This is a genomic window from Pedobacter psychrotolerans, assembly GCF_004340665.1.
Lineage (GTDB): Bacteria > Bacteroidota > Bacteroidia > Sphingobacteriales > Sphingobacteriaceae > Pedobacter > Pedobacter psychrotolerans.
In genome coordinates this window covers 702,970-723,621 of the sequence record NZ_SLWO01000002.1, presented here as the reverse complement: position 1 = coordinate 723,621, position 20,652 = coordinate 702,970, and the positions used below count along the sequence as shown (strand labels likewise).

Below are 20,652 nucleotides of genomic sequence, written 5' to 3'. Positions count from 1 at the left end.
CTACTAATAATAACCATTTGCACAACCCATAAAGAATGCCGATTTTTGCGGTGAATTCGGCATTCTTGTTTTTAAAACAATTTTCGTTTGTCTACTGTCATACCATCATGAAAATATTGTATACGCTAATCTTCAGTTTCTTCTTTATCAATATCGCTCTTGCTCAAAAGGGAGAGGTTGTGGTTATAAAAGATCCTTTAATAGATAGTTTGATTGCCAAGAGAGTGGATGTATATCGTACATCAGGTGAAGTAAAAATAGGGAAACCCATCGTTTCATCTTATGGATACCGTGTTCAGATTTTCTATGGTTCCGATCGGCGGGAAGTTTTCAATCAACAGGCACGCTTTAAAACATTGTATCCAAGGTTAAACACTTACCTCATTTATAAAGAACCAAACTATTATGTTAGGGTTGGCGATTTTAGAACAAGATTAGAAGCCCAGCGATTAATGAGTGAAATAAGACCAACCTTCCCAACGTTATTTATATTCAGGGAAAAAATCAATGCACCACAATTAGATATTACCACTGATGATCAAAGATAAAATTAAGGATTTAGCTGCAACCATTTTTGATGATGTAGTAGGCTATCGTCAGCATTTACATGCAAACCCAGAATTGTCCTATCATGAATTTGAAACCTCTGCATTTGTTAAAGAAAAGTTAACGCAGTGGGGAATCGAATTTACCAGTTGTGCCAATACAGGTGTTGTAGCTTTGTTAAAGGGAGATTTGCCATCAGATCAGGTGATCGCTTTGCGTGGTGATATGGATGCCTTGCCCATTAACGAAGTTAGTGATAAACATTATGCTTCTAAGAGCCCCGGCGTGATGCATGCCTGTGGGCATGATGTACATACCTCATCTCTATTAGGAACTGCTTATATTTTAAATCAACTGAAAGCTGAATTTGGTGGTACGATTAAATTTATCTTCCAGCCTGCAGAAGAATTACTTCCAGGAGGAGCAAGTATCATGATCAAAGAAGGGGTTCTGGAAAATCCAAAACCAGATTATATTGTTGGTCAGCATGTAATGCCCTTAATAGATGCTGGCAAAGTTGGTTTCCGTTCGGGAATCTATATGGCATCGACCGATGAATTATATGTAACCGTAACCGGAAAAGGGGGGCATGGTGCGCAGCCACATCAAAATATCGATCCGGTTGTGATTGCTTCGCATATCATTATTGCATTGCAACAAATCGTCAGCCGTAATGCTGATCCACGTATTCCTTCTGTTTTATCTTTTGGTAAAGTTACAGCCAATGGTGCTACAAATATTATCCCGAATGAAGTGAAAATTGAAGGTACATTCAGAACGCTGGATGAGGATTGGAGAGCAGAAGCACACATACGCATGAAAAAAATGGCTGAAGGCATGGCCGAAAGTATGGGTGGAAGTTGTGATTTTGATATTCACAAAGGTTATCCATTTTTAATTAATGAGGAAAAGTTAACAGCAAATGCTAAATCCTTTGCTGAAGATTTTTTAGGGAAAGAAAATGTAGTTGATCTGGATATCTGGATGGCGGCAGAAGATTTCTCCTTCTACTCACAGATAACAGATGCTTGTTTTTATCGTTTAGGTACTGGGAACGCGGCCAAGGATACCCAATATTCTGTGCACACGCCAAAATTTGATATCGACGAAGATGCCTTGAAAATTTCTACTGGATTAATGGCATACATCGCATTGAAACAATTAGGCAACTAATCAATGTTAGTCTGAATTAGTGTTTCTCAAATTAAATAAGGCATCGTTTTTGCCAAGCTACGCAAGCATGAAGAAAATATTTTTAATCCTGATCATTACCTCATTTTTTTATAATGGTTTTGCACAGGAAATTCCACGTTTCAATCCTGATACGATTAAAACCATTACGTTAGATTCAACCGTTAATATCAAAGCTGAAAAGCTGAATATTGAAACCTTTATTAATAAGGTAATTAATGATACGTCATTTTATCAATCTTTTAGAAACATGAAACGTTATAGTTTTATTGCTGAAAATAGGATTTACACTTATGATAAGAAAAATAAGGTAGACGGAAAGATTTATCGTAAAATTAAACACAACAATAATGGCCCTTACAAAATGGAATATCTGGTAAAACAGGATACCGGTAAGGTTTATAAGAAAAATGGAAAGTATCAGTTGTATACGGTTGAGATGTTTGATTACATTTTTATGAATGCCTATAATACCGACTTCGTGCCAAATGCGCCAACTGGTGATGGTAAAGGAGGAACGAATGAAGGTTACAAAGACAAATTGAAAACCCTCATTTTTAACCCAGGCCGCCCGGTTAAAGTACCTTTTATTGGAAGCAAAACTGAAATTTTTACTGCAAATATGCGTCAGTATTATGATTACGCTTTCACCAGCGGTACCTATCTAGATTCTATTCCGGTTTATCGTTTTAAAGTTTCTGTAAAGCCAGATTTAAGTAGCTGGACCAAAGATGGCATCATGATTAGGGAATTGGTAACCATATTCGATAAGCGAAACTTTAATATTCTTGGAAGATACGTAGACATGAAATATGGCAATATGTTATTCGATTTTAATGTACAAATGAATATTGAAATGGGCTATTTTGGTGAGGATAAACTACCTACTAAAATAACCTATCAGGGAAATTGGGACTATCCTTTTAAAAAAGAGGAGCGGGCGAGTTTCCTTATTGTACATAAAGATTATAAGTTGGAAAAAGGGAAGTAAGAATGGCTTGCGTAAAAGATTTATTATCTTTAAGGCATTATTCAAACCCGTAAAAATGAAATCTCATTCCTTTCTTAAATTTAGAATTCTTCTTGCCCTTTTACTTTATTGTAGCATCAGCTTACAGGCTCAAATCCTTTCTTCTCATCAAATTGATAGTTTGGTTGAAAAGACATTAACCACATTTAACGTTCCTGGAATTGCCGTTTCTGTAATTAAAGATGGGAAAATAATCCATTTGAAAGGTTACGGAGTTCGTTCTATAAAAACTAATAAGAAAGTTGATGAAAATACACTTTTTGGTGTAGCATCTAATACAAAGGCTTTCACTGCAGCTGCAGTAGGCATGCTGGTTGACGAGAAAAAAATTACATGGGATACGAAAGTTACCGATGTGATACCAGAATTTAAAATGTATGATGCTTACGTAACCAGTGAATTTACCATCCGTGATTTGTTAACACACCGCAGTGGCTTAGGTCTTGGAGCTGGTGATTTAATGATCTGGCCTGATTCTTCTACGGTAACCAAAAATCAACTGATTCATAATCTCCGTTATTTAAAGCCTGTTTCTTCTTTCCGTACCAAATATGATTATGATAACCTGATGTACATCGTTGCAGGTGATGTGGTGGCCAGGGTTTCAGGAATGACTTATGAAAATTTTATCGAAAGCAGAATCATCAAACCATTAGGCATGACCAAAACTGCCGCGTCGTGGTATCGTTTAAAGGATAAATCGAATGTGATTGATGGACATGCACCTTATGAAGGAAAGCTGTTGCCTGTTGGATTAAGTTTTGGCGAAATAGCAAATGCAGCAGGCGGTATCTATTCGAACGTAACGGATATGAGTAAGTGGGTAATGGCCATGATGAATAGCGGGAAATATGGTGCCGAAGGGGATAAAAAATTGTTTAGCCCTGCGGTTGCCAAAGAACTTTGGACACCACAAACCATTATTGCAGGAGGCAATCCGGCTAGCTTTAGCAGCTATGGACTAGGTTGGTTTCTAAGTAATGTGAATGGTAAGTTCCAGGCTACGCATACGGGTGGTTTATCAGGTATTGTTACCCAGGTCACCATCCTTCCGGAAATGAAATTAGGTATTATTGTTTTAACCAATCAACAATCTGGTGCAGCATTTAGCGCCATAACCAACTCCATTAAAGATGGCTATCTTGGAATAAAAGGTCAGGATAGAATTAAAAGCTACAATGATAACAGGCTAAATAATGAAAAGGAAGCCAATGAAATGGTGGCTAAAGTCTGGGCTGATATTGCTGCACAACAAAAAGCAATTTCTTCAAAACCTGAGGCTAAAAACTATTACGGAACCTATCGTGATGATTGGTTTGGAGAGGTAACAATAAGCGATGTAAATGGCAAGATGCACTTTCAGGCAAAGAATGCACCTAAGCTTCGTGGTGATATGACCTATTACAAAGGAAACACCTTTATCGTAAAATGGTATGATAGAAGTTTGGATGCCGATGCATTTGTAAATTTTAGTCTGGATAATAATGCCGCTGCTGATGGTTTTAAAATAGAGGCCATTTCTCCGCTAACTGACTTTAGTTTTGATTTCCAAGATCTTGATTTTAAAAAGAAACCCTAACCAATAAAAAATTATGAGAAACCTGTTTAGCACTGTAATTTTAATAGGCTTTTGCCTGGTGATCTTCACATCAATGACGTTAAAACCAAAACGAATTATTTTCTTCGGTGATTCCATTACCCAACAGGGTGTATCTAAAAATGGGTATATCACATTGCTTAAAAGAAAGCTGGATTCAACAAAGTATGAAGTGCTAGGGGCCGGCATTGGTGGTAATAAAATTTACGACTTATATTTACGTTTAGAGGATGATGTATTAAATAAGAAACCAGATTTGGTGGTGATCTATGTAGGCATTAATGATGTGTGGCATAAACAATCTTCGCATACCGGAACTGATTATGATAAGTATTTAAAATTTTATCAGGCACTGATTAATAAAATTCAAGGTATTGGAAGTAAAGTGGTGTTGTGTACGCCTTCTGTAATTGGCGAAAAAAAGGACGGTACAAACGAGATGGATGCTGACTTAAATAAATATGCAGCCGGAATTAGGGAACTGGCGGCAAAGAACAATCTGCCACTATGTGATTTAAGAAAGGTATTTGCTGATTACGAGGCAAGCAACAATCTTGAAGATCAAGAAAAAGGTATTTTAACCACAGATCGGGTTCATTTAAATGAAAAAGGTAATCAGTTAGTTGCTGAACAATTATTGCCGTTGGTGAAGTAATCTATCCGTTTTTGCGAAAAAAGGATAAGTTCGAATGAAGCAATCTTTCCTGCTTGTGATAAGATTGAGCGTAAATAAAGCAAAAAAGATTGCTTCGTCGTGCCTCCTCGCAATGACGATAAGTGGTGTCGTCATTGCGGACAGAAGGGTTAGGGTGAGTGAAGGAGTGAAGCGATCTATCCTGCTTTTGTGATGAAAATTTAAGAGTAATTAAAAACAAAAAAGATTGCTTCGTCGTGCCCCCTCACAATGACGGTAAGTGGTGTCGTCATTGCGACTGAAGGGTTAAGTTGAGCGAAAGGGTGGAGCAATCTTCAAAAAAAGTGTAATTAATCAAACCTATGGAACGAGGTGGTACAGTCTACATTATAACCAACTTTACCCATACAACATTCTATACGGGGGTAACATCAGATCTTTTATCTAGAATGAAGGAACATAAAGAGAAAGAACATTCAAATTCTTTTTCTGCAAGATATAACGTTAATAAACTTGTTTATTTTTGTTTTTATTCTACGATTGAGGATGCAATTGCAGAAGAAAAAAGGATTAAAGGCGGAAGCAGGTTGAAGAAAATAAAACTTATTGAAAACTTAAATCCTGAATGGAAAGATTTATGGGATGAGGTTAAAGAATGGTAAATATTAAAATGATTGATAACAAAAAGATTGCTTCGTCGTGCCTTCTCGCAATGACGCGTCATTGCGAACTGAAGGGTTCGGGTGAGCGAAAGGGTGAAGCAATCTTTCCTGCTTATGATAAAGATTGAGCGTAAATAAAGCAAAAAAGATTGCTTCGTCTTGCCTCCTCGCAATGACGATGAGAGGGTGTCGTCATTGCGAACAGAAGGGTTAGGGTGAGTGAAGCGATCTTATCCTGCTTTTGTGATGAAAATTTAAGAGTAATTAAAAACAAAAAAGATTGCTTCGTCGTGCCTCCTCGCAATGACGGTAAGTGGAGCCGTCATTGCGAACTGAAGGGTTAAGTTGAGCGAAAGGATGAAGCAATCCTTTCTGTTTGTGATAAAGATTGAGCATAAATAAAGCAAAAAAGATTGCTTCGTCGTGCCTCCTCGCAATGACGAAACGGTGTCGTCCTTGCGAACTGAAGGGTTAAGTTGAGCGAAAGGGTGAAGCAATCTTTCCTGCTTGTGATTTAATAAAAGCAAAAAAGATTGCTTCGTCATGCCCCTCACAATGACGAAAATAATAATATATGATCAACCGCGAAACGATAGATAAGATAATGGATACCGCCCGGATAGAGGAGGTAGTAGGGGATTTTGTGCACTTAAAAAAACGCGGAACCAGTTTAATTGGTAATTGTCCTTTTCATGGCGAAAAAACACCTTCCTTTCACGTATCGGTAACTAAAGGTATTTACAAATGCTTCGGTTGTGGCAAGGGTGGTGATTCGGTGCGTTTTATCATGGATCATGAGAAATACTCCTATCCGGAAGCACTTAAATTTTTAGCCAATAAATATAACATAGAAGTAGAGGAGGCTGAGCTGTCTCCAGAGGCAGCAGAAGCGCAAAGTGCGAAAGAAAGTTTATATATCGTATCTCAATACGCAGCTGCTTTTTTTGTTAAACAACTTTGGGAAACAGATGAAGGTAAAGGAATTGGTTTAAGTTACTTTAAGGAACGTGGATTCAGAGAAGACATCCTTAAGAAGTTTGAAGTGGGCTATTCTCCTGATGTTTGGGATGCCTTAACACAAAACGCAACTAATGCCGGTCATAAACTTGAATTTTTAGAATCAACCGGTTTATCGATTAAAAATGATAATGGAAAAATCTACGATCGTTTTCGAGGTCGGGTGATGTTTCCTATTCATAACTTTACAGGTAGAGTTATTGGTTTTGGTGGCAGAACTTTAAAAACCGACAAGAATGTTCCGAAGTATGTCAATTCACCCGAAAGTGAGATTTACCATAAATCGAATGTTTTATATGGCTTGTTTCATGCTAAGAAAGCCATTCGCGATTTAGATAATTGCTACCTGGCAGAAGGCTATGCCGATGTACTCTCCGTTCACCAAGCTGGAATAGAAAATGTAGTGGCCTCTTCAGGTACTTCATTAACGGTAGAACAGATCAAGTTAATTGGTCGCTTTACACAAAATATTACCATTCTATTTGATGGTGATGCAGCTGGAATAAAGGCCTCACTCCGTGGTCTGGATATGATTTTGGAAGAAGGACTCAATGTTAAAATTGTTTCCTTCCCTGATGGGCACGATCCCGATTCTTACATGCATCATGTAGGTGCGGGTGCCTTTAAAACTTACCTGGAAAATAACCGGAAGGATTTTATCCTTTACAAGGCAAATGTTTTACTGAAGGACGCTGGTGACGACCCGATTAAACGGGCTGGCATTATTCGAGACATTGTAGAAAGTATTGCTAAAATTCCAGATCAGATTAAAGCCTCTGTTTTCATTAGAGAGAGTAGCAATTTACTTGAAATTGAAGAAAGCGTTTTGCTTTCAGAGCTGAACAAAATCCGCTCTGGTAAGGTTAAAAAGAATTTTGAAAGTAACCAGCGGGCAAATGCACAAAGTAGTCAACCGCAATCTTATTCCTCAGGTGCACCGGAACCGCTTGGGCCACCTGATGATTTGTGGGACGACAATGCCGGGACTTTAGATTTAGCCGATAAATTAGCAGAGTCTAATGATGATGAGCCTCAAGAAAGAGAAATTTTGAGACTAATATTAGCTTTTGGGAACGTATTGGTTAATTGGGATCAAAATGAAGATCTTTATATCGGATCTTTTATACTTCAAAACTTAACTGATGTCATTTTTAAAAAAGCTATTCATGATAGAATAATTAAGTATTATTGGGAAAGCGCAGAAATGGGGAAATTGCCTAGTGAAAGAGATATCATTCAGAATAAAGATAGAGAGATATCTGAATTAGCTATTAATGTATCAACGAGCCAATATATTTTAAGTCCTAATTGGGAAGATAAGCATAAAATTTATACTCCTTTGGAAGCTAATAATTTAAAGAAAACAATTCTTGGAGGAATATATCATTTGAAGCTTAGAAAAATTGATTACATAATAAACTCAATCACTTTAGAACTTAAGACTAAAGAAAAAATTGAAGAGCAAGAAGAATTAATGATAAAGCATACCAATGCTAAACGTGTTCAAAAATTGATTACAGATTATCTGGGAATTACGATTATTAAGTAGTATAAATCAATTTTGATAAACACTGATCATTAGTTAAATAGACGTTACCCTATAATTTTTAACTTATAACCCGTAACACAAATACATGGCTGTTCACAACAATTTAGGCAAACAGGGTGAAACAATTGCCAAAGATTATCTGGAGGCGAATGGTTATGAGATTCTGGATGAAAACTGGACACATGGAAAGGCTGAAATAGATTTAATAGCTTATAAAAATAGAATCATGGTTTTTGTAGAGGTTAAAACCCGAACTTCAGTAGCATTTGGTCAACCAGAAGATTTTGTACACAAAGCCAAACAAAAGCAGATGGAATTGGCATCCGCAGCTTATATAGAAATGATGAATCATCAAAATGATATTCGTTTTGATATTATTGCCATTACCTTTACAAAAAATAATATTTACACATTAAACCATATTGAAGATGCTTTTTGGCCTGAAGACTAAACAAATCAGCACATTTATACTTTTTGGAATCATCGTTGCCTTTTTAGGTTCTTGTAAAAATGATGCTCCGAAAACTTATCGGTCCTTAATTTCACCAATGATGGGACTTAATGTTGCATCAGGGAATGATTTTGAGGTTAAAGCCCTTTTTGGTAAAGAAGGAAAGATAGATTCTGTAATTTACCTGATGGATAGCACTAAAGTTGAAGCCAAAACCGATACAATGGCCATTAAAATGAAAACTGCTGGTTTAAAATTGGGCAATCATTTAATTACGGCTAGAATTTACGGAGACGGAAAATCAGAAGATTTAACATCCAATGTTAATATACTTGCTGCTCAGGCTCCGGTAGAGTATAGCTATAAAATAATCAAAACCCTGCCTCATGATACTTCCTCATACGTAGAAGGTTTAGAGTACCATGATGGGTTTTTCTATGAAAGTGCTGGCGATTATGGCCATTCCAGCTTACGCAAAGTAGATCCGGCTACGGGTAAAATCGTATTGAAGGCTGATCTTGATAAACAGTTTTTTGGAGAAGGAATGACAGTGGTTGGTGATAAAATCGTTCAGTTAACCTACCGTGAAAAAACCGGATTCGTATATGATAAAAAGACTTTTAAGAAATTATCTGAATTTACGTATAATGAAGGCACACAAGAAGGTTGGGGATTAAACTTTGATGGGCAAAAGATCTTAAAAACGGATGGTTCCAATACCATATTCTTTTTAGATAAAAACACTTATAAAACTATTGGCGAGATTGATGTTTTTGACAATAAAGGAGCGATCCAACAATTAAACGAATTGGAATACATTGATGGAAAAATTTATGCCAATGTATATACAACAAATCATATCTTAATCATTAATCCGGAAACAGGTGCTGTTGAAGGCAAAATCAATCTCAGCGGCTTACTGGCAGATGATTATTTCAAAACTGATGATGAAAAAGCAAATAACGTGCTGAACGGAATTGCTTACGACCATGCTACCAAAAAGCTTTATGTAACAGGCAAGAAATGGCCGCACATTTTCGAAATTAAAATATCAAAGCAATAAATATTTGGTGCAATATTCAATAAAAAAGCCAGCGTTAAATCTGGCTTTTTTATTATTTATCTTTTTTCTTTGATTCACTTAAATAGCCATTAAAATTTATGGGCTGTTTATTATTACCGCTGGCAATCAGGCTTGCATAGCCCTTTTCGGTTACATTTAAAGTAAGTCTGAAATTCTCCCGTGTAACATCCTTAGTGTTAATCTGAATGGTGTATGCACCCTTTTTGTTTTTTGATTCTTTATAGCTGAAATCTTTTGAGGTAAACTTAATGCCACCTTCACTCGGATTCATCGGTGCACTAAATGAGCGTCCATAATATGGTAAATAAGCAACAACGCTATCTTTCGTTACCTTTAAATCGTACTGACTACCTGTTAAATTTATTGTTCCACCACCCTGATTACCGGGCATACTGGATAAAATTCTGGAAATATCCATGTTGGCCATGGGCATGGCTGAATTGGCTACGAATGTGTAATTTTTTTCGTTTAATATTTTTACCGTAGTCTCTTTATTTGTTTGGGCTAAAAGTTGTAAAGTACTTGCAACTAAAGCCATACTGAATACCCATTTTAAATGTTTCATATTGCTGTTTCTTAATGATATAACAATTTAAAGATGTATGAGTTTCAAAGATTCCATAACCTCAGGCATGATTATAATCTAATTTGCACCATAAAAAAAGCCATCGTATTTTGTAATGCGATGGCTTTATAAAATAAATTGACTTCTTCCGTAAAGGAATTCTATTATCTCCAGGCTTTGTATTGATTGATTAAGCCGTTGGTTGAGCTATCATGACTGGAAACTGATTCATTTCCATCCAACTCAGGAAGAATTTTCTTAGCCAATTGTTTTCCAAGTTCAACTCCCCATTGGTCGAAACTAAAAATATTCCAGATCACGCCCTGAACAAATATTTTATGTTCGTACATCGCCACTAAGCTACCCAAGGTATAAGGTGTTACTTTTTTCAATAGGATAGAGTTGGTTGGGCGATTGCCTTCAAAAACTTTAAAAGGTGCAATTTTAGCAATTTCATCGGCTGATTTGCCATCTTTTTTTAGTTCGGCGGTAACCTCTTCTTCTGTTTTACCATTCATTAAAGCTTCGGTTTGGGCAAAGAAGTTAGAAAGTAAAATCGGATGATGATCTCCCAATGGATTTAAACTCTGTGCAGGAGCGATGAAATCGGCAGGGATAATTCTTGTACCCTGGTGAATCAATTGGTAAAAAGCATGTTGACCATTTGTACCCGGCTCACCCCAAATAATTGGTCCGGTTTCATAATCTACTTCATTGCCATTTCTATCTACATGTTTACCATTACTTTCCATATCTCCTTGTTGGAAATAAGCTGCAAAACGGTGCATGTATTGATCGTATGGTAAAATTACCTGTGTTTCTGCATTGTAGAAATTGATGTACCAAACACCAAGTAAACCTAAAATTACGGGCAAGTTATTTTCAAATTCTGCTGTTTTAAAGTGATTGTCAGTGGCATGTGCACCAGCAAGCAGTTCTTTAAAGTTGTCAAAACCAATACTTAATGAAATGGATAAACCAATAGCGCTCCATAAAGAGTAACGACCGCCAACCCAATCCCAAAATTCAAACATATTTTCAGTGTCTATACCGAAAGCAGATACATCTTTTGCATTGGTTGATAATGCAGCAAAATGTTTGGCAATATCACTTTCCTGTCCACCTTTTTCTAAGAACCATGAACGGGCAGAATGTGCGTTAGTCATGGTTTCCTGGGTAGTAAAAGTTTTTGAAGCCACTAAAAACAAGGTGGTTTCAGCATCTAATCCTGATAAGGTTTCGGCAATATGTGTTCCATCAATATTGGAAACGAAATGTATATTTAAATGATTTTTATAGTGTTTTAAAGCTTCAGTCACCATTACCGGGCCTAAATCTGATCCACCAATACCAATGTTTACCACATCTGTAATCGCTTTGCCCGTATAGCCTTTCCATTCACCACTAATGATGCTGTTGCTAAACTTTTCCATTTTAGCCAATACCGCATTTACATCGGGCATCACATCTTTACCATCTACCAGGATAGGTGTGTTGCTCAAATTCCGCAAGGCGATATGAAGAACCGAACGATCTTCAGTTTCATTGATTTTATCACCTGCATACATCGATTTTATGGCTTCATCCAGTTTGCACTCACGGGCCAGTTGCATCAACAATGCTAATGTTTCATCGCTAATGCGGTTTTTGCTATAGTCTAATAAAATATCTTCAAAAAAAACAGAAAACTTGTTGAAACGATCTGCATCTTCAGCAAAAAGATCTTTAATGCTTTTCTGGTTAATATCAATAAAGTGATCGGCTAAATACTTATATGCCGCTGTTTCTGTAAAATTTATTTTCGGTAACATAATCTTTGTTTTTTGTAAAAGTAATAAAGCAAAAATTTAAAATGGTCTTTTTAATGTTCAAAAATCATTATGATTTTTAATTTAATTCATCATCATCATTTGCAAATAAGTTCAGGTCATTAAGGTATTCATTATTGCAATTTTGGTTAGAAATGCATAGCTTAGGTTATCTTAAACTAAACTTCAATCCCTTTTCATGAAATACATCTACCTCGCTGGCTTATCTTTCATTTCCCTTAGCTTATTTGCTCAAAAATCACCTTTAAGGGAAGAAGTTTCTAAAAAAGCTGATGCTATTGAACAAAAGTTAATTACCTGGAGAAGAGATTTTCATGAGCACCCAGAACTGGGCAATCAGGAAGTTCGTACTGCGGGAATTATTGCTCAATACTTAAAATCTTTAGGCATTCAGGTTACAACGGGAGTTGCTAAAACAGGCGTAGTTGGTGTTTTAAAGGGTGGTAAACCCGGGCCAGTTGTTGCTTTACGGGCTGATATGGATGGTTTACCTGTAATCGAAAGGGTTGATGTTACGTTTGCTTCAAAAGTTAAAACACAATATAACGGGCAGGAAGTTGGTGTGATGCATGCCTGCGGTCATGATAGCCATGTGGCGATACTCATGGGGGTTGCAGAAGTGCTCAGTGCAATGAAAAAAGATATTCCCGGAACAGTGAAGTTTATTTTTCAACCTGCTGAAGAAGGCGTACCTGCCGGTGAAGAAGGCGGAGCAGCATTAATGATTAAGGAAGGTGTTTTGGAAAATCCAAAAGTTGATGTGATTTTTGGCTTGCACATCAACTCTCAAACTGAAGTTGGAAATGTCACTTACCGCCCGGGTGGAACAATGGCCGCGGTAAACGATATGAAAATTACGGTTACAGGTCGTCAGGCACATGGTGCATACCCATGGAGCAGCATTGATCCGATCGTGACTTCAGCTCAGATTATCAACAACCTTCAAACTATTGTAAGCCGAAACCTAAATGTAACTGAAAATCCAGGCGTGGTAACTATTGGCGCCATTAATGGCGGGGTTCGTTCTAATATCATTCCAGAAAAGTTAGAGATGCTAGGCACTGTGCGTAATTTCAGTAAGGAAGATGAAGCGATGTTTATTGAACGGATTAAAACTATTGCGACTAAAACAGCAGAAGCTAATGGTGCAACTGCTGATGTAAAGATACCTTACAGTAACCATTATCCGGTTACCTTCAATAACGTGGCACTCACAGAAAAAATGCTTTCCAGCATGCAGATGACAGCTGGAAAAGATCATGTATTGTTAAGGCCGCCCGTTACTGGAGCAGAAGATTTTTCTTTCTTCCAGGAAAAAATTCCGGGCTTGTTTGTGTTTTTAGGTGGAATGCCTAAAGGTAAAGATCCTTTGAAAGCGCCATCACATCATACGCCAGACTTTTACCTGGATGAAAGTGGTTTTGTATTGGGTGTTAAATTGCTTTCTAACTTAACGCTTGATTATATGGTGATGAAGAAGTAGATAAAAATACTTTTTTCAACGTTGTTTTAGTGTTTTAGCCCTTTCGCCATGCGCTATGCTCAGTTCGATTTTATATATTTGCCCGTATGACAAAAGAAAACTTGCAGGATTTAAGGGACAGAGTAACGTCCCTGAGGAGGCATCTTTGACGTTGATGAGCTCCTTTACGCCATTCGCGAAGAAGAAAAATTAACCATGGCACCCGATTTCTGGGATGATCCAAAAAAAGCAGAAAAAATTCTTGCTGAAATCAGTTCTAAGAAAAAATGGACAGATGGTTTCAATGATACCCATAACGCTGTAGAAGATGCTGCGGTGATGCTGGAGTTTTTCCAGGCTGGCGATGCTTCGGAAGCAGAGATGAAAGAACAGTTTGAAGCCAGTACCAAGGCTGTTGAAGAACTGGAACTGAAAAACATGTTGCGCAATAAGGAAGATCAGCTTTCTGCGGTCATGCAAATTACGGCTGGTGCTGGTGGAACGGAAAGTTGCGATTGGGCTTATATGCTCATGCGGATGTACATCATGTGGGGTGAGAAAAATGGATATAAAATTACGGAACAGGATAGTCAGGAAGGGGAGATTGCAGGAATTAAATCGGTAACGCTTCAATTCGACGGCGATTTTTCTTACGGATACCTGAAAGGCGAAAATGGTGTACATCGTTTGGTGAGGATTTCACCTTTCGATTCAAATGCCCGGAGGCACACTTCTTTTGCTTCGGTATACGTTTATCCTTTGGTAGATGATACGATTCAGATCGACATTAATCCGGCTGATATTGAATTTGAAACCTTTAGGGCAGGTGGTGCAGGTGGACAAAATGTAAACAAAGTAGAAACAGCTGTTCGTTTATATCATAAACCTTCAGGCATTATTATTAAAAATCAGGAATCAAGATCGCAGTTGCAAAACAAAGAAAATGCTATTCGTTTATTAAAATCACAGTTATATGAGGTGGAGGAGCGTAAACGCAATGAAGCGATTGCAGCTGTAGAAGGATCGAAGAAAAAGATTGAGTGGGGTTCGCAAATCAGAAGTTATGTGTTAGATGACAGACGGGTTAAAGATCACCGTACAAACTATCAAACTTCAAATCCTGATGCCGTTTTAAATGGCGATATTAACGACTTTTTAAAAGCTTATTTAATGGAATTCTAACATCAATAAAATGGTTAAAACATCAATTTTCACCACAGTGTTGCTTATGGTTGCTATTTTTTCAAAAGCCCAGGAAGTTATTCCCCTTTACGCAGGAAATATTCCTGGTGCGAAACCAACTCCATCAGATTATATAGAAAATACCGAAACGCGTGCGAATGGTACTTTAAGTATTACCAAAGTTTCTGTGCCCACACTTACAGTTTTCGAAGCACCTAAAAATATAGCTACAGGTACAGCCGTAATTATTTGCCCGGGTGGTGGTTATGGTGCTTTGGCTTTTAGTCATGAAGGTATTGATGTAGCTAAACGATTTAATGCGATTGGCATTACCGCTTTTGTGTTGAAATACCGTTTGCCCAGTGATCAGATTATGGTGGATAAAACTTATGGCCCATTACAGGATGCGCAACAAGCCATTTATCTGGTAAAGATAAATGCCAAAAAATATGGCATTAAAAAGAATAAAATTGGCATTATGGGATTCTCAGCAGGAGGGCATTTTGCTTCCACATTGGTTACTCACTATAATGATTTAAAAATTGCTGATCCGGAAAAAATAGATCTCCGGCCAAATTTTGCTCTGCTGGTTTATCCGGTGATTAGCTTTGAAGAATCTGTTCATACGGGTACAATGAAAAACTTACTAGGCGATAACCCTACAGATAGCTTGAAGCATTATTTCTCGGCCAATAAAAATGTAAATCAAAAATCACCACCGGTGTTTTTCGTTCATGCAAAAGATGATAATGCAGTTCCTTATGCCAATAGCATTTTAATGCGTGATGCTTTGAAAGCCAATGGTGTATCTTCCGAAGTTTACCTTTATGAAAAAGGAGGTCATGGCTTTGGCTTAATCAATAAAACTTCAGATGTGGATTGGTTTAACCTGATGGCAGCCTGGCTGAAAACGCAGAAAATGAATCACTAAGTTCTTTTTAACGTGTGTTTTTGAGGAGGGGTATCGGATTGCTTTATTTTTAATATATTTGTCGCCAGTAATTTACGCTCTTAATCTGTGAAGATGAATAACCGAATTAAATTTATAATGGTCGCATTCGTTGCCATTATTTCTATTGCAAGCTGTAAGAAAGAAATTGATTGGGACGGTTCAGGCCCGAACACCAATCCTGGAAGTGGGAATGGTGCGGCTACCTCCGAGTATTACATTACTTTTAAGGCAGATGGTGTTGCTATAACTGAAAAGGAAGTTTCAGCAATAAGAAATACAAGTTCATCACCTAGATCATTAACCATCTTAGGTACTATGGCTAATGGTACATCACCAAGACTTAAATTCTTTAGTAATGAGTCATTTATTGGGTTTTCACCTGGTTTAAATACCGGGAATAGCGATTATACCTATCCATTTTCATATGTAGAATATACAAATGCATCAAACGCTTTATATTCAACTATAAATGATAGTGAAGGTATTTATTTTTTTTATTCTGATGTGTCATACACTAATGGTGGTGTAATCAAGGGATCATTTAGTGGTCAGGTAAAAGGAACAAATGGTGCAATTGTTAGAATTACAGAGGGGAAATTTAATTTAAAATTCAGCAATTAGATTTATTATTGATGGGTCAACGCTTCATGAATCGCCTGAAGTAAGCCACCAATATAAGGATCATCGTTCAACTCCCAGAACATAATGCCATTTAATTTTCGGTCTATTACATATTTGGTTTTAAGTACAATAGATTTTTCATCATCAAATGTTACTAAACGTTTAGTGGCTGCATTGTAATAATATGGAGCTTTAGCTATATCATCCCAATAGTATTGATAGCCACTTTCCTTACTGAAAAAGGTTTTATAATCCCTGGAAGAAACGCCATCCAGAAATTTAGTAGGCTGATACAAACCATGATTAGCATCTGTTGTATTCTCAAATATTCTCCCATAAAATGCTGCACCTAAGGCAATTTTACCAGGTGGAACACCATATTTAAGCATTTCTCTAATGGCATAATCTGCGGATGACTGTTGCTGTGGAGTAGAATAAAGTGGTGTATGGTGACCACTGGTTTTAGCATAGCCGCCTACCAGATCATAACTCATTAAATTAACACGATCAACCAAAGGCATTACTTTCTTCCATTCAAAGCATGAATCCAAACAGTTTTTACTTCCTCCTGCCGCAAAGCTGATTTCAGCTTTTTTACCCAATTCATCTCTTAGGGCTTTAATCAGCAAGGTAAAATTTTGTTTGTCGGCCTGCATGTATTGATGCCCTGGATAGCCTTCAACCGCGGGATATTCCCAGTCGATATCAATTCCATCTGCTTTGAAATAATCTAATAATGACTTTGTTGTTTGGGCAAAAGTTTTTCTGCCTTCTGCCCGGCTAAAAACTTCAGAGCAATCTGCACAGGCACTCCATCCGCCCATGGCAATCATCACTTTTAAATTGGGATTTCTCTTTTTTAGGCTTACCATTCTGGTAATGAGTGCTGAATCTTTGGCAGAACTGATATGAAGGCTATCACCTTTTAAGTGGCCAAAACTGTAAATCAGATGACTAATCTTTTCAATTGGAAAGCTATCGATCACTGTTCCATTGCCCGTGTAATAGGCAATTACATTAGGTTTAAATGGTTTTTGAGCAAAAAGATGAGTGCTCAAAAATATAGCGGCAAAAGCAAGAAAGTTAAAAAAATGTGGTTTAATCTGCATCCTGGGAAATTTTAATGTGTATTGGGCTCTTCTTTAAGAATCTCTTGTAATTCGTTTAATTCTGCTACTTTTTCCGTCGCACCTGCATTTTCATAAGCAGAAATCAGATTTCTGATCACCCTGCGAATGATATCTGTATTGCTGCAAGGTTTATAATATTCGGGGAGTGGCTCTAAATTTAGCTGACGGAGAAATTGGTCTACATCATGCTTGCCAAAAATATTACCACGATTAAATGCATTAATGTAGAATAAAACACTATAATCTGTTCCTTCCTGTTTGCTGTCATCAATATAGCCTAAAATAAAGTGTTGGGGTAAATTGATACCATACACTGGTAAATCCAATTTCTGTGCCAGGGTAGAGTAGATAATAGCCAGCGAAATCTGATTGCCCTTTTTACTTTCTAAAACCTGGTTTAAATAAGAGTTTTGAGGATCATGGTGGTTTTTCGTATTGCCACCAAAGCCATATTGCTGATATAATACATGGTTGATGAGTTTAACCTTTTCTACGGAGCTCATTTCGTACTGTAATCCCAGCCAGATATCGCGTTTAATTTCTTCCATCTGAATGATGATTTTTTGCTCATCCAGATCGGGGTATTGGTAGCGGTTGATAATCATGGCACCTTGAAGCAAATCAAACGCACCACTTAAGTACCATAAGTTTAAATCTTCTTTCACCGTACTAAATTGAATCTGGTGAACAATATTTTCAATGCGTTCTTGTAAGAGCGCATCAAAAGACTGCTCCCAGGCATTTTCCAGGTAATGGATTACCTCGCCACCATATTCGAGCAGTTTTTGTTCCACATGTTGATAAACTTCTTCATCAGGATCATCAAGTAATTTAACTAAAGCACTTATCTCTGTGATATTTTCCATAAAACATATAACCTGTATGCGGCGATTAATTACTTTTGCAATATGCTATTTCAATTTATCACCGATTATCTTAAACACCAATTAACCGCTAAAACCAGACACGGAACACACTCGCCATTTGTGTACAAGCTTGCGGATGAGGTAATTTACGATTTTACTGACAAATCTGAATACAAAACAATCGAAGCGCAAAGAAAAAAACTTTTTTCTGACGAATCCATTATCACCGTTACAGACTTAGGTGCCGGATCTCATCTGAATAAAAATCGTACGAAGAAAATCAGTGAGATTGCGAAGAACGCATTAAAGAGTCCACGTTTAGCCAAGTTGATTTATCGTTTGGCAAAAGATACCCAACCTAAAACAGCCATTGAACTGGGAACTTGTTTAGGTATCACCACTTCTTATTTATCAAAAGCTTGCCCGGAAGCTGAAGTCATTACCATTGAAGGTTGTCCGCAAACAGCTGAAGTGGCCAAGCAAAATTTTAATGATCTTGATCTGCAAAATATCGAACTTCATGTAGGAAACTTCGATTTAATTTTGCCAGACATTATGGCTAAGCAACCAAGTCTGGATTTTGTTTACATCGACGGCAATCATAGAAAAGACGCGACACTAAATTATTTCAAGTGGTGCTTGCCAAAAGTAACTGAAAACTCTTTACTTATTTTTGATGATATTTATTGGAGCCAAGGCATGAAAGAGGCCTGGGAAGAAATTAAAAGCCATCCGGATGTTACCGTTACCATAGATTTATTCTGGATCGGTTTGGTTTATTTTAAAAAAGGTCAGGCAAAAGAACATTTTAAATTAAAATTTAAACAGTGAAAATCGAACCGAAATTAAAGGGCATTCAAAAGTTATCTGCTTTATATATATTGCTGATCAGTCTTCTTGCTGGCATCATTGGCTATTTTGGTGCTGTGCCGCTTCAATTCGGAACTTTAACACACATTATGTTTGGCTGGGATATCTTTTGCCTGGTTTTGATCAGCCTGCATTGGTATATGTTTTTTAATACTTCTGTTGCCGAAACCCATTTAAAAGCGGTTAAGCAGGATGAAACCAGAGGAGAGATTTTCGCTATTGTAGTCGTTTCTACCTTTGCAGGTCTGCTTGCAGTGGTTTTATTATTAATAGATCAGGATATTAAGCCATTTGATCTGGTCATTGCGATTTCTGGAATGTTTTTATCATGGTTTCTGGTACATACCACCTTTAGTATGCGTTATGCCCATCTTTATTATGAAAATATGGATCGGACTGATGATGCGAAAAAAGGCTCAGGATTGGATTTCCCAGGGAACGAAGCGCCGGATTTCATTGATTTTGCTTATTTTTCTTTTGTACTCGGGATGACTTTTCAGGTTTCTGATGTGGAAATTTCATCCAGAACCATCCGCAGACTTTCGCTGCTTCACAGTTTAATTGCATTCGTGTTTAACACGGTAATTGTGGCGTTAACTATAAATGCATTGGCAGGATTAGGGAAGTAAATCTTTCCTTACCTGCCCATTAGATCAAGATCTTCTCTGAAAATATTTCTATCAACCTGAGATTAATAATATACCTTAAAATACTATTCAGAGGTTATCGCTATTAAACCCTTATCTGCCTATCGGCACCTTTCCCCTGAAAAGGAAAGGGCGTAAAAAAGGTAATACCCCTATTTCATAGGATTGGTCGCAGACTGGGGTGTTAAAATCAAATAGTTATCGAATTCAGGTCTATAAATTCAATCAGAAATCAAATAACCTTCTGTGGTAGTTAATTTGTCCGAGGTGGTAGCTTAAATGTGTAGTTAAATGAACCAGAAAGAACATGGTTGATGTTTTTTCCTTGAATACAAGTAGTGGGTATTCTGCATTAAGCTGAGCTTCTGTTATTTTATCGAGAGATTGATCAACCACTTTTTTAGTTTCTGCTATCGAAGCTAATAGATCTTTTCCAGTGATATTTTTAAGACTAAATTCTAATTCACGATTTCTAATATAACTTGTACCACCAATAGTTGCACCTATATAGGTGTTAAGATTACCCATGAGGTGTAAGCATAAATTCCCGGCTGAATTGGAAATATCCTTACTTGTCATCCAGATATTGGATTCATTTCGATATAATTCGATCTCCTGAGTAAGTTTATTGAGATCTCTTTCGAAGAGTAGTTTTAACGTTTCTATTAGCATCATTAATAATTTGTAAGCGGTAATCAGATTGTTAGGCAATATATAATAAAGTCCTTAATCACATTAAACTAAAAACGCCTGTAATTTCTTACAAG

At 37.1% G+C, this 20,652-nt stretch carries 20 protein-coding genes; 15 read left to right on the top strand and 5 right to left on the bottom strand.

The annotated features are described in order from the left end of the window. Positions 1-107 precede the first annotated feature (107 nt). The 9 genes from EV200_RS06710 to EV200_RS06670 all read left to right on the top strand — a co-directional run bounded on the left by EV200_RS06710 (position 108) and on the right by EV200_RS06670 (position 9,740). A complete protein-coding gene (locus EV200_RS06710; protein WP_132530383.1) occupies positions 108-548 on the top strand; it encodes an SPOR domain-containing protein in 441 nt (146 codons plus the stop codon). Beyond that, positions 535-1,719 (top strand): M20 metallopeptidase family protein, encoded by a 1,185-nt coding sequence (locus EV200_RS06705; RefSeq protein ID WP_132530381.1) that lies wholly within the window; start codon positions 535-537, stop codon positions 1,717-1,719. Before EV200_RS06710 ends, EV200_RS06705 begins: the two co-directional genes overlap by 14 nt. A 67-nt stretch (positions 1,720-1,786) precedes the next feature. Beyond that, positions 1,787-2,728 carry a hypothetical protein gene (locus EV200_RS06700; protein WP_132530379.1) on the top strand — a complete coding sequence of 314 codons (942 nt, stop codon included), beginning with the start codon at positions 1,787-1,789 and terminating at the stop codon, positions 2,726-2,728. Positions 2,729-2,783: 55 nt separating this feature from the next. Beyond that, positions 2,784-4,346 (top strand): serine hydrolase, encoded by a 1,563-nt coding sequence (locus EV200_RS06695; RefSeq protein ID WP_132530377.1) that lies wholly within the window; start codon positions 2,784-2,786, stop codon positions 4,344-4,346. A gap of 13 nt (positions 4,347-4,359) precedes the next feature. Beyond that, complete coding sequence (locus EV200_RS06690) at positions 4,360-5,019, top strand: SGNH/GDSL hydrolase family protein (protein ID WP_132530375.1); 660 nt, start codon at positions 4,360-4,362, stop codon at positions 5,017-5,019. 341 nt (positions 5,020-5,360) lie between these two features. Then, positions 5,361-5,660, top strand: a complete 300-nt coding sequence (locus tag EV200_RS06685; protein WP_132530373.1) for a GIY-YIG nuclease family protein — start codon at positions 5,361-5,363, stop codon at positions 5,658-5,660. Positions 5,661-6,234: 574 nt separating this feature from the next. Further along, complete coding sequence (gene dnaG / locus EV200_RS06680; RefSeq protein ID WP_132530371.1) at positions 6,235-8,226, top strand: DNA primase; 1,992 nt, start codon at positions 6,235-6,237, stop codon at positions 8,224-8,226. A gap of 85 nt (positions 8,227-8,311) precedes the next feature. Further along, positions 8,312-8,677, top strand: a complete 366-nt coding sequence (locus EV200_RS06675; protein ID WP_132530369.1) for a YraN family protein — start codon at positions 8,312-8,314, stop codon at positions 8,675-8,677. Further along, positions 8,655-9,740, top strand: coding sequence for a glutaminyl-peptide cyclotransferase (locus tag EV200_RS06670; protein WP_132530367.1), 1,086 nt, complete (start codon positions 8,655-8,657; stop codon positions 9,738-9,740). The genes EV200_RS06675 and EV200_RS06670 overlap by 23 nt, the downstream gene beginning before the upstream one ends. 52 nt (positions 9,741-9,792) lie before the next feature. Here EV200_RS06670 and EV200_RS06665 read toward each other — a convergent pair whose 3' ends face one another. Further along, positions 9,793-10,326 (bottom strand): DUF4251 domain-containing protein, encoded by a 534-nt coding sequence (locus EV200_RS06665; protein ID WP_132530365.1) that lies wholly within the window; start codon positions 10,324-10,326, stop codon positions 9,793-9,795. A gap of 164 nt (positions 10,327-10,490) precedes the next feature. Next, positions 10,491-12,137 (bottom strand): glucose-6-phosphate isomerase, encoded by a 1,647-nt coding sequence (pgi, locus tag EV200_RS06660; RefSeq protein ID WP_132530363.1) that lies wholly within the window; start codon positions 12,135-12,137, stop codon positions 10,491-10,493. Positions 12,138-12,333: 196 nt separating this feature from the next. On the opposite strand from pgi, the gene EV200_RS06655 reads away from it, so the two are divergent. The 4 genes from EV200_RS06655 (at position 12,334) to EV200_RS06640 (ending at position 16,372) form a co-directional block, all read left to right on the top strand. Further along, positions 12,334-13,638: an amidohydrolase gene (locus EV200_RS06655; protein WP_132530361.1), complete on the top strand. Its 1,305-nt coding sequence runs from the start codon at positions 12,334-12,336 to the stop codon at positions 13,636-13,638. 86 nt (positions 13,639-13,724) lie between these two features. Further along, positions 13,725-14,799, top strand: a protein-coding gene (gene prfB / locus EV200_RS06650; RefSeq protein ID WP_197285544.1) for a peptide chain release factor 2 whose coding sequence is annotated in 2 segments (ribosomal slippage) — positions 13,725-13,784 and positions 13,786-14,799 — 1,074 coding nt in all. Because the reading frame shifts where the segments join, the coding sequence is not laid out codon by codon here. A gap of 10 nt (positions 14,800-14,809) precedes the next feature. Continuing rightward, positions 14,810-15,730, top strand: coding sequence for an alpha/beta hydrolase (locus tag EV200_RS06645; RefSeq protein WP_132530359.1), 921 nt, complete (start codon positions 14,810-14,812; stop codon positions 15,728-15,730). A gap of 93 nt (positions 15,731-15,823) precedes the next feature. Continuing rightward, positions 15,824-16,372, top strand: coding sequence for a hypothetical protein (locus EV200_RS06640; protein ID WP_132530357.1), 549 nt, complete (start codon positions 15,824-15,826; stop codon positions 16,370-16,372). Positions 16,373-16,377: 5 nt separating this feature from the next. Here the strand turns inward: EV200_RS06640 and EV200_RS06635 are convergent, their stop codons facing one another. Together EV200_RS06635 and EV200_RS06630 are read right to left on the bottom strand one after the other, a co-directional pair. Continuing rightward, a complete protein-coding gene (locus EV200_RS06635; RefSeq protein ID WP_132530355.1) occupies positions 16,378-17,481 on the bottom strand; it encodes a glycoside hydrolase family 18 protein in 1,104 nt (367 codons plus the stop codon). 11 nt (positions 17,482-17,492) lie between these two features. Then, positions 17,493-18,368 (bottom strand): transglutaminase-like domain-containing protein, encoded by an 876-nt coding sequence (locus tag EV200_RS06630; RefSeq protein ID WP_132530353.1) that lies wholly within the window; start codon positions 18,366-18,368, stop codon positions 17,493-17,495. 42 nt (positions 18,369-18,410) lie between these two features. On the opposite strand from EV200_RS06630, the gene EV200_RS06625 reads away from it, so the two are divergent. Beyond that, positions 18,411-19,199: an O-methyltransferase gene (locus EV200_RS06625; RefSeq protein ID WP_132530351.1), complete on the top strand. Its 789-nt coding sequence runs from the start codon at positions 18,411-18,413 to the stop codon at positions 19,197-19,199. Then, positions 19,196-19,867 (top strand): DUF1345 domain-containing protein, encoded by a 672-nt coding sequence (locus tag EV200_RS06620; protein WP_132530349.1) that lies wholly within the window; start codon positions 19,196-19,198, stop codon positions 19,865-19,867. The genes EV200_RS06625 and EV200_RS06620 overlap by 4 nt, the downstream gene beginning before the upstream one ends. Before the next feature lie 243 nt (positions 19,868-20,110). Here the strand turns inward: EV200_RS06620 and EV200_RS06615 are convergent, their stop codons facing one another. After that, positions 20,111-20,557, bottom strand: a complete 447-nt coding sequence (locus EV200_RS06615; RefSeq protein WP_132530690.1) for a DUF1572 family protein — start codon at positions 20,555-20,557, stop codon at positions 20,111-20,113. Between the last annotated feature and the right edge of the window lie 95 nt (positions 20,558-20,652).

Bases quoted from the DNA above. Each gene is read 5' to 3' on its own strand.
- EV200_RS06710 (WP_132530383.1), top strand. From the start codon at position 108: ATGAAAATATTGTATACGCTAATCTTCAGTTTCTTCTTTATCAATATC.
- EV200_RS06705 (WP_132530381.1), top strand. From the start codon at position 535: ATGATCAAAGATAAAATTAAGGATTTAGCTGCAACCATTTTTGATGAT.
- EV200_RS06700 (WP_132530379.1), top strand. From the start codon at position 1,787: ATGAAGAAAATATTTTTAATCCTGATCATTACCTCATTTTTTTATAAT.
- EV200_RS06695 (WP_132530377.1), top strand. From the start codon at position 2,784: ATGAAATCTCATTCCTTTCTTAAATTTAGAATTCTTCTTGCCCTTTTA.
- EV200_RS06690 (WP_132530375.1), top strand. From the start codon at position 4,360: ATGAGAAACCTGTTTAGCACTGTAATTTTAATAGGCTTTTGCCTGGTG.
- EV200_RS06685 (WP_132530373.1), top strand. From the start codon at position 5,361: ATGGAACGAGGTGGTACAGTCTACATTATAACCAACTTTACCCATACA.
- dnaG (WP_132530371.1), top strand. From the start codon at position 6,235: ATGATCAACCGCGAAACGATAGATAAGATAATGGATACCGCCCGGATA.
- EV200_RS06675 (WP_132530369.1), top strand. From the start codon at position 8,312: ATGGCTGTTCACAACAATTTAGGCAAACAGGGTGAAACAATTGCCAAA.
- EV200_RS06670 (WP_132530367.1), top strand. From the start codon at position 8,655: ATGCTTTTTGGCCTGAAGACTAAACAAATCAGCACATTTATACTTTTT.
- EV200_RS06665 (WP_132530365.1), bottom strand. From the start codon at position 10,326: ATGAAACATTTAAAATGGGTATTCAGTATGGCTTTAGTTGCAAGTACT.
- pgi (WP_132530363.1), bottom strand. From the start codon at position 12,137: ATGTTACCGAAAATAAATTTTACAGAAACAGCGGCATATAAGTATTTA.
- EV200_RS06655 (WP_132530361.1), top strand. From the start codon at position 12,334: ATGAAATACATCTACCTCGCTGGCTTATCTTTCATTTCCCTTAGCTTA.
- EV200_RS06645 (WP_132530359.1), top strand. From the start codon at position 14,810: ATGGTTAAAACATCAATTTTCACCACAGTGTTGCTTATGGTTGCTATT.
- EV200_RS06640 (WP_132530357.1), top strand. From the start codon at position 15,824: ATGAATAACCGAATTAAATTTATAATGGTCGCATTCGTTGCCATTATT.
- EV200_RS06635 (WP_132530355.1), bottom strand. From the start codon at position 17,481: ATGCAGATTAAACCACATTTTTTTAACTTTCTTGCTTTTGCCGCTATA.
- EV200_RS06630 (WP_132530353.1), bottom strand. From the start codon at position 18,368: ATGGAAAATATCACAGAGATAAGTGCTTTAGTTAAATTACTTGATGAT.
- EV200_RS06625 (WP_132530351.1), top strand. From the start codon at position 18,411: ATGCTATTTCAATTTATCACCGATTATCTTAAACACCAATTAACCGCT.
- EV200_RS06615 (WP_132530690.1), bottom strand. From the start codon at position 20,557: ATGCTAATAGAAACGTTAAAACTACTCTTCGAAAGAGATCTCAATAAA.